The sequence below is a fragment of the Leptolyngbya sp. NK1-12 genome, assembly GCF_032598965.1.
Lineage (GTDB): Bacteria > Cyanobacteriota > Cyanobacteriia > Elainellales > Elainellaceae > Elainella.
Genome location: NZ_CP053587.1, coordinates 885,444 through 901,392 on the forward strand (window position 1 = coordinate 885,444; position 15,949 = coordinate 901,392).

At 46.0% G+C, this 15,949-nt stretch carries 12 protein-coding genes; 1 reads left to right on the forward strand and 11 read right to left on the reverse strand.

Annotated features, from left to right (window positions below; genetic code table 11):
• Window position 1: 1 nt before the first annotated feature.
• From HJG54_RS31920 to HJG54_RS31955, 8 genes are all read right to left on the reverse strand, one after another.
• Window positions 2-2,608: a methyl-accepting chemotaxis protein gene (locus tag HJG54_RS31920; protein WP_316435807.1), complete on the reverse strand. Its 2,607-nt coding sequence runs from the start codon at window positions 2,606-2,608 to the stop codon at window positions 2-4.
• A 240-nt stretch (window positions 2,609-2,848) separates the two neighbouring features.
• Window positions 2,849-3,409: a chemotaxis protein CheW gene (locus HJG54_RS31925; RefSeq protein WP_316435808.1), complete on the reverse strand. Its 561-nt coding sequence runs from the start codon at window positions 3,407-3,409 to the stop codon at window positions 2,849-2,851.
• A gap of 39 nt (window positions 3,410-3,448) precedes the next feature.
• A complete protein-coding gene (locus HJG54_RS31930; RefSeq protein WP_036011215.1) occupies window positions 3,449-3,814 on the reverse strand; it encodes a response regulator transcription factor in 366 nt (121 codons plus the stop codon).
• A gap of 356 nt (window positions 3,815-4,170) precedes the next feature.
• A complete protein-coding gene (locus HJG54_RS31935; protein ID WP_316435810.1) occupies window positions 4,171-5,334 on the reverse strand; it encodes a response regulator in 1,164 nt (387 codons plus the stop codon).
• Between the two features lie 576 nt (window positions 5,335-5,910).
• A complete protein-coding gene (locus HJG54_RS31940; RefSeq protein ID WP_316435811.1) occupies window positions 5,911-6,573 on the reverse strand; it encodes a hypothetical protein in 663 nt (220 codons plus the stop codon).
• 743 nt (window positions 6,574-7,316) lie between these two features.
• The gene (locus HJG54_RS31945) at window positions 7,317-8,168 is read right to left on the reverse strand and encodes a GAF domain-containing protein (RefSeq protein WP_316435812.1); all 852 of its coding nucleotides are present in this window, start codon (window positions 8,166-8,168) and stop codon (window positions 7,317-7,319) included.
• Window positions 8,169-8,739: 571 nt separating this feature from the next.
• Window positions 8,740-8,955, reverse strand: a complete 216-nt coding sequence (locus HJG54_RS31950; protein WP_316435814.1) for a hypothetical protein — start codon at window positions 8,953-8,955, stop codon at window positions 8,740-8,742.
• Window positions 8,956-9,422: 467 nt separating this feature from the next.
• Window positions 9,423-10,199 carry a peptidylprolyl isomerase gene (locus tag HJG54_RS31955; protein WP_316435816.1) on the reverse strand — a complete coding sequence of 259 codons (777 nt, stop codon included), beginning with the start codon at window positions 10,197-10,199 and terminating at the stop codon, window positions 9,423-9,425.
• 453 nt (window positions 10,200-10,652) lie between these two features.
• On the opposite strand from HJG54_RS31955, the gene HJG54_RS31960 reads away from it, so the two are divergent.
• The gene (locus tag HJG54_RS31960; RefSeq protein ID WP_316435819.1) at window positions 10,653-11,444 is read left to right on the forward strand and encodes a hypothetical protein; all 792 of its coding nucleotides are present in this window, start codon (window positions 10,653-10,655) and stop codon (window positions 11,442-11,444) included.
• Between the two features lie 82 nt (window positions 11,445-11,526).
• Here HJG54_RS31960 and HJG54_RS31965 read toward each other — a convergent pair whose 3' ends face one another.
• The 3 genes from HJG54_RS31965 to HJG54_RS31975 all read right to left on the reverse strand — a co-directional run bounded on the left by HJG54_RS31965 (window position 11,527) and on the right by HJG54_RS31975 (window position 15,786).
• Complete coding sequence (locus HJG54_RS31965; RefSeq protein WP_316435821.1) at window positions 11,527-11,982, reverse strand: hypothetical protein; 456 nt, start codon at window positions 11,980-11,982, stop codon at window positions 11,527-11,529.
• A 495-nt stretch (window positions 11,983-12,477) separates the two neighbouring features.
• On the reverse strand, window positions 12,478-13,974 hold the full coding sequence (locus HJG54_RS31970; RefSeq protein WP_316435823.1) for an FHA domain-containing protein: 1,497 nt from the start codon (window positions 13,972-13,974) through the stop codon (window positions 12,478-12,480).
• 66 nt (window positions 13,975-14,040) lie between these two features.
• A complete protein-coding gene (locus HJG54_RS31975; RefSeq protein ID WP_316435826.1) occupies window positions 14,041-15,786 on the reverse strand; it encodes a hypothetical protein in 1,746 nt (581 codons plus the stop codon).
• Window positions 15,787-15,949 lie beyond the last annotated feature (163 nt).

Consider the following 15,949-nt stretch of genomic DNA (forward strand, 5'->3'; position numbering starts at 1 on the left):
CTTAGCTAATCTTGAATCGGCGTACACTGGCTTGCAGGGACTGAGCAACTTCTTGCAGATGGTCAAAGGAGGATGCGACCTGAGCCGCTTCTGCCGAAGTTTTATTAGCCGCCTCTGCCACATTTTTTACAGTTTGAGTTACGGTGTCGGTCGCTTCGGTTTGCACCACGGTGGCTTGAGCAATCGCTTCAACTAACTCGCTAATTTTGCGACTGGTGGCGGTGATTTGGTTCAAGCTTTGGCGCGTTTCGTCTACAAGCTTTGTACCAATGACCACCTGTTCGGTGCCCGATTCCATCGCCACAACCACTTCATTTGTCTCAGACTGAATCGCTGCTACCAACTGGCGAATTTCTTCGGTTGCCTCTGCCGAGCGTTGGGCTAGTGCCCGCACTTCACTTGCAACGACCGCAAAGCCTCGCCCTGCTTCTCCAGCTCGCGATGCCTCAATCGATGCGTTGAGAGCTAGCATGTTGGTCTGAGAGGCGAAGGCGCTGATCAGCTCCACAACCGCAGAAATCTTTTGAGACGATTCTCCCAGATGTTTGACCTTCTTGGCTGTCTCTGCTACTGTAGCCCGAATTGTTTGAATACCATCTACAGTTCGGTTCATTGCTGCATCTCCAGCCTGTACGGTTTCGGCAGCCTGTTGCACCATTGCCTCGGCTTGCTCTGCATTCACGCCAACGGTCCGCACTACTTCAGCCATATCTTCAATGCGGTGTAGAGCCGCTGCCATTTCCACTGCTTGTCGTGAAGCTTCTACCGATAGTGCTTGAATGTAGGCAGCACTGCCAGTTGTAGTTTCTGTTACCTGAGCTGCTGCATCCTGTACCTGAGTGACAATTTTGCGCAAGCTGGCAACGGTGGCGTTGTAGGAGTCGGCCAGGGTACCAATTTCATCGGGCGTAACCTTGGCGCGAATCGTCAGATCGCCTTTACTGATTGGGTCTACTTCCCGCAAAAGTTCTAGCGCGCGTCTTTGCAGCGTTTGCTTATCTTTCTCGGTGGCTGCCTGGGCCTGTTTCAATTCGAGTGTCCGTTCCTCAACCCGTTGTTCCAGTTCCTTGTTGGTTTCTTCGAGTGCCTTGAACGAATCATCGAGTCGAGTTGTGACCTGCTGGAATGACTTTGTCACAATTTCCAATTCATCAGCATTCTGGATCTCCATTTGCTCAAAGCCGATAGCCTCGTTCTCCAATCCCAGCCGTTTTAGCCGTTGAGCGTCAGTTTCAGCCAAGCGGTCGCACTGATCAAGCAGAGGCTGCAAGCGTTGATTGAGCCGACGAATAAACAGCAGCACCACCACTGCCAAAATGCCCCCTGCTCCTAAAGCACTCGCAAAGGTACTGGCGAGCACTGGATTGGTCACTACCGAGGTCGGAACTGCGGCCAGCATCACCCAGTTAGTGCCGTCAACTCGCTGAAAGGCCCAATAGTTGCCGCCCATTTGCACAAAGCCTGTTTTTTCTGCACCAATTTTCTGCCAAATGGCATCGAGTTGCGGTATGTCTTTGTGGTTGACTAACTCGTTGGCTTTCTGCGGGTCTGGTGGATAGGCTAGGACGTTTCCTTGCTCGCTCAGGATGGCATAATACCCCTTATCATTCAGAACCGGATCTTGTACCTGTTCTCGAATCGCAGTGACGTTCACGTCTAACGTCGCTAACCCCAGCAGATTGTTGCGGTCGTCTACAATTGGATGAGCATAAGTGGTAATTTTGATGCCGTACCACTTATAAGGCTCATACCACTGTGGTTGTTTCGTTTCGACTAACTGTTTGTAGTAATCCTGCTCTGGGTACCTGTCCTCCTGCCATAGTTCCGCATACCGAATATTCTGGTAAGGAGAAGGCAACAATTGCCCGATTTGCCCTTCCACTTTCTGATCCAGATAGAAATAGGGGTAGTACCATTGGCGGCTGGTGACAATTCGGTTAGGAGTTTGGCCGAGACCCAATCCCATTGTTAGCTCAGGCCGTTGCTTAAAGAAATCAAACGCCAGATCGCGATAGGCTTCTGGGTCGTCGATTTCCTGCCGCTGTAACGTTTGGACTGCCGACGCTAAACTGGCTACCGATTGTTCTGCTTTTGCCAATTGGGTTTGAATCGCCTCTACTTTGGTGCTCAGCTTGTCCTGAATTTTAGTCTCGGCTTGGTTTTCCAACGTTTGATAGAAAAAGTAAGACATGCCGCCCAGTCCCACTAAGGCTCCACCCAGCACGTAGAAGAATAGCTTGGAGCCAATCGAGTTTCTCAACCGCACCCGCAGTTTTCGCGACTGGGGGACGACTACATTCGGCAAAGATCCGGATAGCCATCCGTTGGGCACTTCTGTGGCTAGCGGTGCTGCCTGCGAATTAGCCTGCAAATTGGCCTGCGAATTAGCCTGCGAATTAGCCTGCGAATTGGCCTGTAAATCTGACGCCTGCCTATCTGCTGTCATCGGTTTTTGGGACGTAACTCGTTCAGATTCGGCCGCATCTACCCATCGCATGGCTTCATTTTCGGCAACAACGGCGGGTGTTGATTGGGGCGGTTCCAGATTTTTGGGCGAGGAATGATTATTAGTGTTGGTGGAAGTTGGTTCGGAAGGAAGCTGAGACATGACGTAAACCTTATCTTCGACAGAAGTGGATTTGAGCATTCACTGATTGAGGCACAATTCGTAATTTATATCCGGTAATTCGTAATTGTGGAGTCTATGGATTGTGCTGATTTGTGGGATTTAATCTGTATTTATTTCTGAGAAAGTTGGTATAGCTGCACGATTCACTGATTTGGATGAGGGGTTGACTTGCCAATATCGATCACGTTTACTGTGAGGAAATCACTCTAATCGCTTTGTTTATTGAGGCATCTGGTCCAAAATGGCTTTACCGTCTAGGATGACAAAGCTGTCATTTTCAGTTCGCTGCCAGTATCCTGCTGCCAATTGCGCTAACTCAGGTGAAATTGGCGTTTGTGATAAAGCTTGAATCGCGTCCAGTTGGCACCATTCAATATCTTCTACTTGGCTAACCACAAGGCCAAGGATGTTGCTTCTAGCAGGAGCAGTGGTTGAATGCTCAGTGATGTTCAAAACAACTGCCGAGTGCATTGACCGGCTAACCGATTGCTGATACCAAGGAGCTAGTCCGCACAGATGCCCTAGATCAATCATCCACAAAATTTCCCCTCTCCAGTTGTAAACGCCCATGACCCAAGCAGGCATGTGAGGAATGGGAATGATTTGCCCTTCAGAGACGGTCAGCACTTCTATTAGCTGCTGAATTGGCAGAAGAACCCTGGTAGTTGCGGCTAGCCGCAACTGTAAGAACTGTTCGGCGCTATGGCCGGTTGGTGAATCAACCGTAGATCCTCGTGAGTCAGATCGATGTGGGCTGGAAAGGGGCGAAAACTCAGACATGGGCTTAATTAATTTCCATCAATTTCCATCAATGTTTGATCAATGTTTGATCAATTGTTTTACTGTGCGCACAAATTCTTCTTGGTCAATAGGCTTAGCTAGATAGGCATCAGCCCCCTGCTTCATGCCCCAGTATTTATCCATATCACCCCCTTTGGTTGAACACATCACAATTGGAATATCGCTGGTCGCCTCGTTTGCCTTCAACTCTCGGCAGACTTCAAATCCGCTACAGCCTGGTAAAACAATGTCGAGAATAATTACGTCAGGTTTCTGTTTGGCAACCGCATCCATTGCTTCTTCTCCGGACTGAGCCATTGAAACGGTGATGCCACTCTGCTGTAAACAGCTCATGAGAATATGCATATCTGTGGTTGAATCTTCTACAACAAGTGCGGTACCCATAGTTATTCCCTCGTATCTAAGCAGCAGGTTAGAAAATGAACTTGAAAATCGCTACTGTCGTTGATTATTAGGCCATTAACTCGATCAACACATCAATTTGCAGATCCGTAGTGTCAGCGTCTGCTTGGTGCGGGCATCTCGCCCCTACTGCATCTACCGTTTAATCAGATTGACCTACTTAGCCATTGGTCGTTAGCAGTAAATTGGTTGTTCACCTGATTACAAATGGCAAATGACTAGTAGTTCAATGACGCATGACGAATGTTCGCCAAAGTAGTATTCTCCCACTTGATAAATTTTTCATGTATTTCATAGTAACCCTTGCTCCCTACCTCATCCACCCATCCACCCAATTTCTACAACTGCACCGAAGAAAGATCAGAAGCAGGTTGTAGGTGTTTATGAATAACCCCCAGCACCGCCTCAGCGTTGAGTGGTTTGCTAAGAAAGTCGGAGGCCCCCACAAAGTTTGATCGCAGCCGATTGGCGTAACCATCGCTTCCAGTCAAAATCACAATTGGCGTTTTACGGAAACAGGAAATCTTGCGTAACTTCTCACAGATTTCATATCCATTCACGTTTGGCATTATCAAATCTAAAAAAATCAAATCTGGTTTACGAGCCAGCAAAATTCCAATTGCCCGCAGCGGATCTTCTACCCCCAAAAACTGATACCCCGATGTAATCAGCAATTGCTCCATCATGTTGCGCACCGTTGAGCTATCGTCTACGCAGGCAATCAATGCTGAGGTCGGTGTGACCATAATCTGTGAGGCTCTGGGCGGCTCCCGCTGAAATACGAGACCGGGCAAGTCAGCAATACTTGTGAATTCTACGAGACCCATCTGATTAAAGTGCTGCAAGGCTGATGTGATCTCTACTACATCTCGTCGCATTTCTACAGCCACATCTCTTAAAGTCCGCTGGCCATCGAGCAAATGGATTAGGGTTTGATATAGTTGGGCTGATCCTAACTGCCGTAGTTGATCGGGCTGCTTGATGATCGGAGCTTGATTTGGGGAATAGCCTTCTAAACCGGCTTGGTGCCATCGTTGTTGCCACAAGTCAGCCTTGCCAACGGCCATGTCTACTTCAATTGGCTGGAATAGGGGTGAGAACGTTTTACTATACTGAATTTTTTCTGTTACCTCTGTAGCCTGCATCACATCAAATATGACTTCGGTGATAGCCGCATCAATGAACTTTTCGGCCTGTTCTAGCTTGATTCGCTGCTGCGTCACCCACAGGTTTAATAGGGCATACTCCCAGCTAAATTCATGTTTAGTCGGATCAACTTTAGCTAGGTCAGCTTGCCAAGCTAGCCGATAGGTTGGAATCCGAGGGCAAAACGTCAGCAAGTTTCGTCGCCATCGTCGCACAGGATGTGGGCCGCCTGTTGCGTATAGAAGACGACCTTGACAGAAATAGAAATTCCAACGCTGTCCTGCGGCATCAGTCTGCACCAACTGGCCGGTGAACCGAAGCTGCTCAAGATTTTTCAAGAATTCGATATGTCTCAAAGCGGTCACTCTTCTCGCCTCAAAACTAGCAGGCAATAGACTTTGATTTGATGCTGAATTTAGGCTAGAACTCCTCACATGGTGATCTAGCGATGGTGGATACGAAGGGGTTGCTCTACGAATAACTGTAGATCTCCGTAGGGTGAATCCTGGTTATTTTCGGCGTGCGCAGGTGCACTAGATAGGAATAGCCGCAGGTTTTACCCCAACGATAGTTGGTACAGGATTTGAGACTCGAACCCTAGAGCGGCAGATAATTGCAAACCCTGTTTGAAGCGGTAGATACTCAGAACTTAATCTGCACCCTACTTAAATCCTGCATGGGAATCCTGACTTCGATCTTTATGGAGTCCCTTCTTCGAGACAGCTGAGATGGAAACGTAGTCATAACAGCAAAACACTCAATCCATAATCTTGTGTTCGATTCAGATCTGGCAATGGTTGATGGCAAGATTAACTGAATCTTCAAATATCCTAGATAGAAACTGGATTGCCTGACGGTGAACTCGGCTGTCATGCAGCCTGATTCTTTATAATAGAGGCTTTGATTCAGCGCTTGATTCCGGGTGAAGTTGGTTATAAAGTTTCGTCGGCTGTTGGGCGAGCGGTATGACTAGACGGTAGAATTAGCGGTGAAACATTCCAGCGATAGCGATCGAGCGGACCGCCTCCATACATACAGAATGGGAAGGGATAAATCTCTTCTGATAGCAATTGATAGGATTCGGGATCAAGATACTCCAATCGCAGTTGAATCGCTGGAGTGTCATCCTGTTGTTTGGTGAAGGTATAGTCTGGCGGCGGTGGTTCTAAACAAACTAGTCTCACAGCCTGATGCAGCGAAGGATTTGTCACATCTGTGAGCACAAACAGATTATGGGGTGCGGTGAACACAATTCGCCCGTCGGCATCTGGGTAATAGGAAAGAGCTGCGCCTTGATCGATGTAAAACAAAGTACCAATGTACCGATCGAGTTTGGGCTTGCGCCGTCTCAGGTAAACGTAGTACTGCGTGGGTTGGTTTAACCCTCGTTTTTGATAGCTGTAATCTTTTTTGAGCAATAGGGTAGTTTGGCGAACCGCAGGTGTTGGAGAATGTTCTTGACGGGCAGCAAGCTCCTGTTGGCTGAATTCTAAAAGCGTCTGAATTTGAGATGTTTCAAGCTTAGCGATTAGCTGACAAATGAAAGAAATTTGCTCATTGACTGGTAGTTTGCTAGCTTCATCAAGCAATCCCATACATTGGATTGAGCAATGGTTCAAATTCAACTTATCTAGTGTCATAGAATATTATCAGCAGCACCCTTAACTAGATGACATTTTCATTGATGGGTAATTTAATACACACTGATATTAGATATAAATAAAAGGCTCTAGTGGCGGTTAGCTAGTAAGTAATCTAGTTCAATAAATATCAGATAGAGTGTGAGCAAGAGGCTCATTGTCAGTGAGACATTTGCAGACATCATAGAAGTTGAGAAAGGCTTGATTTAAGCTACCTAACTATAGATAGTTGACGACTGTTGTCGGTTTGAAAGAGCAGATTTCCAACTCAATGTCCTCTTTTCTACCAGAAGCTGTTTGAACAGGATCTTGTCGTCTGGAACCACCCCCTTTTCTGATGCCCGCAGGGCTATAATCCCCCAGCAGTAGGGAACTTTGAACAGCGACAGTTTAGGAAAGTCCTCCAGAATGGAGGATATAGGAAGCTTTTCAAACAGCTTCTCAGAGCAGTCAATTTGCTTCGTATTTCATTCATCTGTGATTCACATAGCTGGTTTTAATCATCATAATTACAAAATCTACAATTGAAGTATTAAATAGCACCTGCCTGTGTTCGTGCTCTATACTAATAATCATCTGAAGCAATCAAAGGATCTTGAAATATTATAAGCTGATCTGCTCTTATTTCCTACTGAGGTAGCAGCATCAGCATCAATTGTAATGAACTGAAGTGCAAGATGAACTGATGCTTAGCAGGACTAAGATTGGGCCGCGATTGCCAGAGAGATATAATCCCCCAAAATGATCGCTTGATTAAATTCTTGCTCGGTCCATAATGTGGCAGTATCACAGCGAATAATTAGGAGGCTGCCCCAAAAGTGATTGTTGATTTGAATTGGCAAAACCATCCATAATCCAAAAAATTGAGCGATAAACTCCGGTTCTGGATCAGTGCCCTGAAAGTCTTGACTGTTGAATTGGAGAGGCTGAGCTTGGCGGAGGGCATTAGAAATACAATTGTTCTGATTTGCAAACTCTACTCCAATGGCAGATGGCAGATCCGGACGCTGACGGTAATCGTAGATATTGCGCCAAATCTGTTGAGTGACTTCATATTGATAAATATGAACGCAGTCAGCTTGCAAAATACAGGTCAAAAATTCTGACACCGTTGTGTAAATAAAGGCCAACGGATAGCGGTAAACTAATGCACTAGTGATAGTAGAGATGGCTGCTCGCAGTGAAATCAAATCGGGGACTTCGTCTCCTTTTGGCTTGGGTTGAAAATTCGACAAGTTGAAAACAATTTCAATCAAATGAGTTAATTGCCCTTCTATTAGGCATGGGTTAAAGCAAGATCGTAGCTGCTGCTCTTGGAGGGGCATGATCCGATACTCAACCTGACCAGGTGTTGAAGTGCGTTTAACCTGCTCAATGAGTTTGTAAAGCTCAAGTCGATCGTGAGGATGAATCTGCGCTAAAAAATCCTCATAGAGGAAAGGCTTGGATTCTTTGTACCCGCACCATGCGCCCAAGCTGCCAGAGAAATAGACAATTTGATTCTGTAAATCCCAGTAGGCAATCCCGACACCAGCTTGCTCTATTGCCAAGAGAATAGAGCTTATGGGGCAAGAACTTAAGTCACTAACAACAAACTGGGAGATGTCGGAGTTAGAAGACATGAAACACTAGGAATCAGTGGATCAATAATCTGCTCGCCCGTTTTCGCTTCATAGCACTGAACTTGCACCACGCAGCTCCATGAATTCCATTCCAGCCTGCCCATCCACGGGAACAATGGCGATAGGCAATGGTACAGCTATAGCTAATGACAGACGTGACAATAGATACGGTAGCCCACGTGATAGTTGCTGATCGAAGCTGAACTGACGCTATAAGCCTTTCAAATATCTCACTTTGGGGTTTTGCTGTCTTCGGTTAAATCCCGTAAAACAGAATGATTACTAATACATCGTTGCCTATGCCCTCCGAAGTAGCGAGCTAGTTGACAGTTTGAGTAAAAGTACTGAGCTTGCCACTAGAGCAACGAAACGGTGAAGCGCTTTGATAAACTCCCCATCTGCAGTAGGGGCAGATTCAGCAGAACTGTGATTTGCTTGCAGCCGATATTACGACAAAATCTACCCCTACAGCTGGCAGAATAGGCGATTGGAACAACAGCTAACTAAATTGATAGCAGGCTGTTATTCTACCGCTGCCGCGTTCATCATCTTCGTCGCCACCCGCCGCGCAGCAAGCTGCAATTGCTAGAACCAATAGGTTGAGCAATCGAGAAGGCATAATGATGGCAAAAATCGAACAATTTGAACTATCCAACATGCGATGATAGGCTCCTTTCTCTTTTTCTAAATCGTCCGAATCTAGAGATGGATGCACCGCGCAATTCCTTATCTCAATCGTCACCCGATTCAGTAAAGGAATTTGAACTAGGAATATAGATTGGAACATTCTTTTAATGAATGATCACTGTAATCCTACTAGGAGAATGAAGTAAGTGGAGCTAGCTTTACTAAATCTTGTTGCTGATTCCATCTCAGCTTCATCTACTGTTTTGTCTGCTGCGTAAACTCGGCGCGTTCCTCTCAATATACTGGTAACATTTTTTACAGCTAGAGCTGGCGGCGGGTGGAGATAGAGTTACTGAAGTCAGGTATATGAACCTGGGTAAACATTGAGTAAATCTGAGAGTCTATTTTTGTATAATTGCTAACTATTCTTAATGAATGTAGCGAATGATGTTCTTGGAATGAGTATCCCATAGTGAGGTATTGATTCTAGCCGGATCGGCGTTAATGGTTCTAAGTCTCTGTTTGCTCTATTGATCTGCTGCCTGTGTGATTACCTCATTCCAGAATTGATACAACTGCATGAAAGTCTTCAAGTGCGATTGCTCCCGGTTGGGCAATTAGCTCCTTAACATGGGATTGCAGCCATCGATGGTACAAGCGTTCGATGAGCCGTTGACGAGTTGTTTCAGTTAGACGGGCCGGAGTGATTCGCTCCAGTCGGACTACCCAAAACAAACCATCGACGGGAATTGGACCATACACGGCTCCAATCTGACCAACTTTAAAGAAGTTTGCTACCTTAAACGGCAGATCGGCCAAGGATACCGGTCCGGCCCAACCTTCTGTATAGCGTTCATTGCCTAGAGAATACTCACGGGCAAGTTGGGCAAACTCCCTTCCGTCATCTCGAATTTGAAAATATAGCTCTTGAGCCAGAAAAAAATCGCTGACCTGAATGCGGGAATATTCAACTTGATCAAGCTCCAGCTTGGTCTGAAGAAATTCTGTCTCGACTCGCCGGTCGAAATAGAGGTACTTAAACTTTTCGACTCGTAAATCTCGAATAATCACTCTATCTAAATAGTCCCAAGTTACATGGTTTTGTTCACACCACTGAACTAAAAATTCTGCAAAATCCTCTGGTATAGGCACGTCGTTTTCGCCGACTAGGGCAGTGTAAACCTCTTGCTCTGTTAGAGAAACCTCATCGAGAAATTGATCGAGAATTACCTGACCGATCAACAGATCAAACAGCTTGTATTCAACTAAAGCTGCAATAATTTGATCACCACAGAGCAATTGTTCACCAATTCTTAAGCAACTATTATCCATTGTGAGTCTCCCTGATACGGCTGAATGACTGGCAATACATTTACAACTCAAAAACAGCTAATTTTTCTAACAATTCGCATCTGTAAATTTAGACGACATATACATTGAGGCGTTGCTGAATCAGGAATGATTGTTTAAGAGTTTCGTTTCCTCCCGGCTCCCTCTATTCCCCACCGGTGGGGAACTTGAAACAGCGACGGTTCGAGAAAGCCTCTCAGGATGGGGGATGTAGGGACTTTTCAAACAGCTTCTGATTACTCTCGCTAGTTAGACAGGATGTAAATCGGTATAAAAAAGTGAGCAAATCAAAAAAATCTCTGAAGTTTCCATGATGTTGAAATCTTTCCGCTTCCTATAGTCTGATAAGGGCAAATCTCGACTTTTTCAGTTCAAAACGATGGATCTGGAGAAGTCATCGTCTTAGGTCGTCATCCGTAAGGAGTTGATTCTCTAATGCAAACAGTAGAAAATGTTTCTGGTGCTACGCTGACCACGATCAAAGGTGAACCAGCCGTTCCTTTGCAACAGATGCCGGAGAGTTGGCAGCGTATCGCCACAGGAACTTGGATGAGTGAACCCCAGGTTTACACAGCAATGGCGCAAGTGTTTTTGGCAAAAAATTTGCATGGGCATATCCTGTTTCTAGAACGTTCTAATACTCGCCATCTGGCAAAGGCTTATCGGGAAGGAAATGGGCAGCTAGCATGGGAAGCTGTTCAGCATTACGGAGAGGCATTTCTGCCGGAAAGCTATCCAGATCTTGCGATGATTCGCAGCCAGGTTGAATCGCACCACCAGCATTCTGAGCGAACGGCACTCGTTGACATAGTTAGTGATTTGTTCGAGCAGTTAGGCTATGATGTGCCTGCTACATTCTATTGGACATTTCTGCATCCTTTACAGCGAGAAGATCTGTTCGAAGTGCGTTCGTTCCGGTTTAGCGAACAGGATTTAGCGGTAGCCAGACAGTTTGATGCAATTTTGCACGGCGGCTACGTTTCGATGCTGCGTCGATTGATTGATAGCGTGTCTAGTCGTCATGGATATTTTATTGAACATGGCTGTGGTTGCGAAAATCATTTAGCAAAGCTGAAACCCTGTGATTCTTCGTTTAACTACAGTATTCCAGAGGAGGCGAGGCGGAAAACCTTACGGGCATTTTTCTGGAGCGTGATGGAAGAGTATCTGCTGTTTGAACAGCGTTCGGCCACTCGGTTAGTCTATGCCAGTGATAGTGAAGTTTAGCCATTAGGATTTCTCCAAACATTGTTGGCTGAAACAGAATTGAGGGGTGGGGGATTTCTCCCCCATCTGAGGGTGCAGCCCCCTACACCCCCATTTTTGTAAAAGTTCTTATAGATGAATAGATAGGTGATTCGACAGGTAACTCTTTGTTAGCTCCGTCTGTGGGACAAATATCGCCTTGATTTTTGTAAGTCATCCAAGGAGTACTATTCCGATAGGCTAAGGAACCTTGATCAGTAACGCAAATTGCAACAGACGCATTTTCATCGGGTCCTCGAAACAGAGTTGCCATATCTTCATGGTTGCCTCCTAGATCATATTGATCGCATGTAATTGTTTCTTCAACGACTATGAATACCTTTCCTACCTGCTGACAGCGACGCTGTAGAGCTGAAAGCTCTGCTTTGATCAGATTGAAACACGCTTCAGGAGGTAGCTCTTTTGCAGATTGTAGTGCAGCCTGGATTCTTTGCCGTAGTTCTTGTTTAATTTGTTTTTGAGGATTCTGCTTTGGGGAGTTTTGTGAGTTGGTGTACATTGCTTTTGCACCATGAATAAACTTTAGCTCGATCGTCTGACATATTCTCAGGTGAATAGTATGAGTCTGGGGGTTCCTAGCTAAGCTCTCGCAACAAGATGATATTGGAAACATAGTCAAGATTGTCTAGAGCGCGCGAGAAAGTCGGTAGAAAGACTGTTGTTGTATCTTTGTGCAGCGTATTTCTAAAGTTCTCTCAGCTTTTACCGGTTCCATCTCTATTGCATAGCTCTATCTTACTACATAATCCAAATAATTGGAACCATTTTGAAAGAATTTTGGTTCTAATTAATTTTCGATTGGGGTGATTGCGGAAGAAGAGTGGCATTACCGCCCTCACCCCAGCCCTCTTCCCAAATGAACTACGGTGTACACACAACCCCTGACTGAAGTATCGCAACCCCAGGAAAGGGAACTGGGAAAACTTGTGTATACACAGCAGCCCAAAAGGAGCGGGAACGGATCTCCTGTTCCCCTCTCCCTCTGCTGAATTGCTTATGCTTCAACGGTCAAACCTTCTACGGGGCAAGCAATACACGCCAAAGCATAACCCGCTTCTTGATCCGCTTGGGAAAGGGCTGTAGGCTGTAAGTCATATCGAACCCCGCCTTTGCAGGTGAACACTTTGCAAACGCCACAGGCTCCCATCCGACAATGGTGGCGAATATCAACTCCGACTTGTTCTGCTAGTTCCAGAATTGAAGTATGACCGTCTATTGCCACCTTTTTGTTTGACTGTGAGAAATGTACAGTGGAATTATCAACTGCTTGAGGAGGCATCATGGTGAACTTCTCTAGCGCTTTATCTTTGGAGCCACCTGTGCTAACTTTACTGGCCTCTGGGCTTAACAATCCACCACCGAAGCTTTCTTCCCGATAGTTTTTCATAGGGAAGTTGATAGATTCTAGAATCCTTTTGATATTTTGGGTGAATGGTTCTGAGCCGCAAACATAGACAAATCGCTCTAGCAGATCAGGCACAACCAAATGCAGCATTGCTTTTGAGATTCGTCCTGTTAAGCCCATCCAGGGATTGCGGTTATTAGGACGAGTGATGGTGACTGCCAGATGAAAATTCGGCATTTGGGCCGCCATTGTCTCTAGTTCTGCCCGAAACGGAATGTTTTCTGGGGTCTGGGCGCTGTACAGAAACACAACGTCGCAGTCTACCATTGCATCATGAATCCATCTCGCCATCGACATCATAGGAGCAATGCCGCTGCCACCCGAAATCAACAGCAGTTTAGGGTGTAGTTCTGGAAAGCAGGTGAATTGACCGGTTGCTCCACCAATTAGCTTGAGCGAATCCCCCACCCCAAAGGAGTCATGGAGCCAATTAGAAACAAACCCAACTGGTAAATCAGGTCGTTCGGTTGGATGGGAAACTCGCTTGACTGTTAGTCCTAAGTAATAGGGCCGAGTTGGGGAAGTGGAAATGGAGTAAGAACGAATGACGGCCTTGCCGTTGATTTTGGCTTCTAAATTGACAAATTGCCCAGGCTTGTAATCAAACAGAATTGGTGGGTCTGCCAGAAAGTAGAAAGATTTAATATCTGGCGTTTCATCAACAATCCGGCAGCAGCGCACAGTCAGATCTTCACTGGTCCAATAGTGTTCCTGTGGCAGCACAATAATTTGAGGCACTGGCTCTAGCTCAGCAGGTGCGAGAAACGGAGGCGATAACTCTTCGATATGGAGAAATACATCTCCAATCTGTAACAGATCACCTAGCTTCAGCGGATACTTCTCATCTACAGCAACTTTCTCACCATTGAGTATAGAACCGCATGTGCTACCCATATCTGCGAAGTAATAGATATCGTCCTGGTAGGATATCCTGCCGTGTAAACGGCTGACTTCAGGGTTAACCAAAACCAGATCAGATGTGATATTACGTCCAATAATCCATTCTACTTGTCCAAGATAGCACTGGTCTAAAGTGTGGATCTGGAAGTCCTTCTGTTCAAAGTTGACTGAGCGGATTTTCAGCATGGTGGTTTGCTCCTCCAATGAAAGCATCTTGTGGGATATACCGTCGGCTCTTTGTTCAGTTGTGGTTTAATTGCGCCGTTTCCGCGAGTTTGGCGATGGCTTGGAATGGGCTGTGGTCGGGTGAGAAACTTGGGCATCGACCTGTTTGGCTGCTGTAATGGCTAGCGTCTTGGCATTATGAACTTGAGCGGGTGATTGCCGGGCATAGGCCGAAATTAAAACTTCTGGATGAGATGCTGCAATTGCTTCAATGGCTGTGAAGTGGTCAGCTTCCTTGACCTGTAACTCCTGGCGCAGTTTTCTACAGAAGTCGAGGCTACCTGAAACATCGGTCAGATTTTGTTCCAATATGTCCTGCACAATGCCCGCATAGACTTCTAGCCGCACTTTTTGGCTAAATTCTGGCAACACTTTAACTAGAGTGTAAACTTCATCAGCCGATAACTCTTCTAAGGAACGCCCATCTAGCAATGCGGAGTCAATGTTCAGTTTTTGCAACTGTTTGCGCAGACTGACTGCCATACTTTCACGATTGTACTGAGCGTGGGTCCGCCCAAACGTTCTGAACATCCACATTGCACCTACGGCAATAATCACGGCATTAACGCTAAGAACAAAGGCAGGTGGCATGCGATTAATCCAGGGTCGGGCACCGTAGGCAAAGAATGTCCAAAATGAGGTAATGGTAAATAGAGTAAAGATTACATGCTGCGCCTGCTGTGCTGAAGTCACATACCCGCGCCATATTCTGTGACGTCGATAGAGCTTTTCTAGCATTATGCCCAGGCTGAAAGTAATAGTAACTAGAACAGCAAAGGTGATGAATACAGCAATTAACTTGGGAATAGGGATAGCATGGCCGTAGATGAAGAAGCCGATGTCGAGAATGTTGGCTACTTGCTCAGCTTCGTGCGTCCATAGTCCTGTAAAGTAGTAATCCCAATTGCCAGCATAAAGAAAGTAGTAGAGGTAGAACGCAATCACCATGCCAAGGTAACCGTATTGGACAAGTCTGCGACCCGGTTTATTGAATTCTGCCCAGTAGGTTTTTTCGGCATCAATGTCGATGCAAGGCATTTTGCAACTGACACAGGCGCTTTGCTCTAAACCCGTAGCCGCATCTACAGTACGGCACATCGATTGGGTAATGGCTGGTTTTGGTGCTAGATGAGCTTGGCTCCCGAATAGTGCCCTCGGCCCCGTATAAACAGACTGAACAGGAGCCATCGGACAAAAGTAATTGCACCAGCTTTTGCCAGCATAGAGATAGCCAACTAGCACGGCACAAAAAATGCTGAAGACTAGAAAAATGAATAGGGCTACGCGATCCGAATTGATCAATAAAATGCGCACCCCCAGACCAATTATAAACAGAACCGCCTGAACATAGAGGTGATTCCTTCCTAACCAGGATCGTTCGCCAATTGTGACGAGTTCAGAGCGCACTTCCCCTGTCACAGGATCACTCACATAACGGCGGCGTTGAATACCAAGAGCACGAGGAATTTGAGATAAAAAAGATAGTGGGCAAATTCGCCGCCAAAATTCATGGCCGAACACTAATAGGATAAAGATTCCGGCTGGAACGATCATCGCCCACCAAATCAGGGCACCCATTGCATAGGGGTCTTGTATAATACAGGCTTCCCGGATCTTGACACACTGTTCTGGATCAAAATTAAGTTCTGGCTTCAGCCGAAATGGACTAGCTAGATTGCTGGGATCGGTGAAGTAGGGAGTAATCGGGTCGTAAAGCAAAGAGAAAATTAGCAGAAACCATCCGAGTACTAAGGTCCACCGAATCCAATGCATTGTTCTTTCTGAGACTTTGTGTAACATAGAGATACCCATTCTAATCAGGTCGATTTCGTATGGTCGCTTTGCGTTTTAGCGACGTTATTACTTGTGTTTATTCCTTTACACCACAAAAATATGCTGACTGCGCTATCGCTGTCATTTAGCTCTGTTCTTTTGT

What these genes read in the sequence shown, in the direction of transcription:
- HJG54_RS31940 (WP_316435811.1), bottom strand. Translation starts at nt 6,573, where the DNA reads ATGGGATTGCTTGATGAAGCTAGCAAACTACCAGTCAATGAGCAAATT.
- HJG54_RS31975 (WP_316435826.1), bottom strand. Translation starts at nt 15,786, where the DNA reads ATGCATTGGATTCGGTGGACCTTAGTACTCGGATGGTTTCTGCTAATT.
- HJG54_RS31960 (WP_316435819.1), top strand. Translation starts at nt 10,653, where the DNA reads ATGCAAACAGTAGAAAATGTTTCTGGTGCTACGCTGACCACGATCAAA.
- HJG54_RS31925 (WP_316435808.1), bottom strand. Translation starts at nt 3,409, where the DNA reads ATGTCTGAGTTTTCGCCCCTTTCCAGCCCACATCGATCTGACTCACGA.
- HJG54_RS31920 (WP_316435807.1), bottom strand. Translation starts at nt 2,608, where the DNA reads ATGTCTCAGCTTCCTTCCGAACCAACTTCCACCAACACTAATAATCAT.
- HJG54_RS31965 (WP_316435821.1), bottom strand. Translation starts at nt 11,982, where the DNA reads ATGTACACCAACTCACAAAACTCCCCAAAGCAGAATCCTCAAAAACAA.
- HJG54_RS31930 (WP_036011215.1), bottom strand. Translation starts at nt 3,814, where the DNA reads ATGGGTACCGCACTTGTTGTAGAAGATTCAACCACAGATATGCATATT.
- HJG54_RS31955 (WP_316435816.1), bottom strand. Translation starts at nt 10,199, where the DNA reads ATGGATAATAGTTGCTTAAGAATTGGTGAACAATTGCTCTGTGGTGAT.
- HJG54_RS31970 (WP_316435823.1), bottom strand. Translation starts at nt 13,974, where the DNA reads ATGCTGAAAATCCGCTCAGTCAACTTTGAACAGAAGGACTTCCAGATC.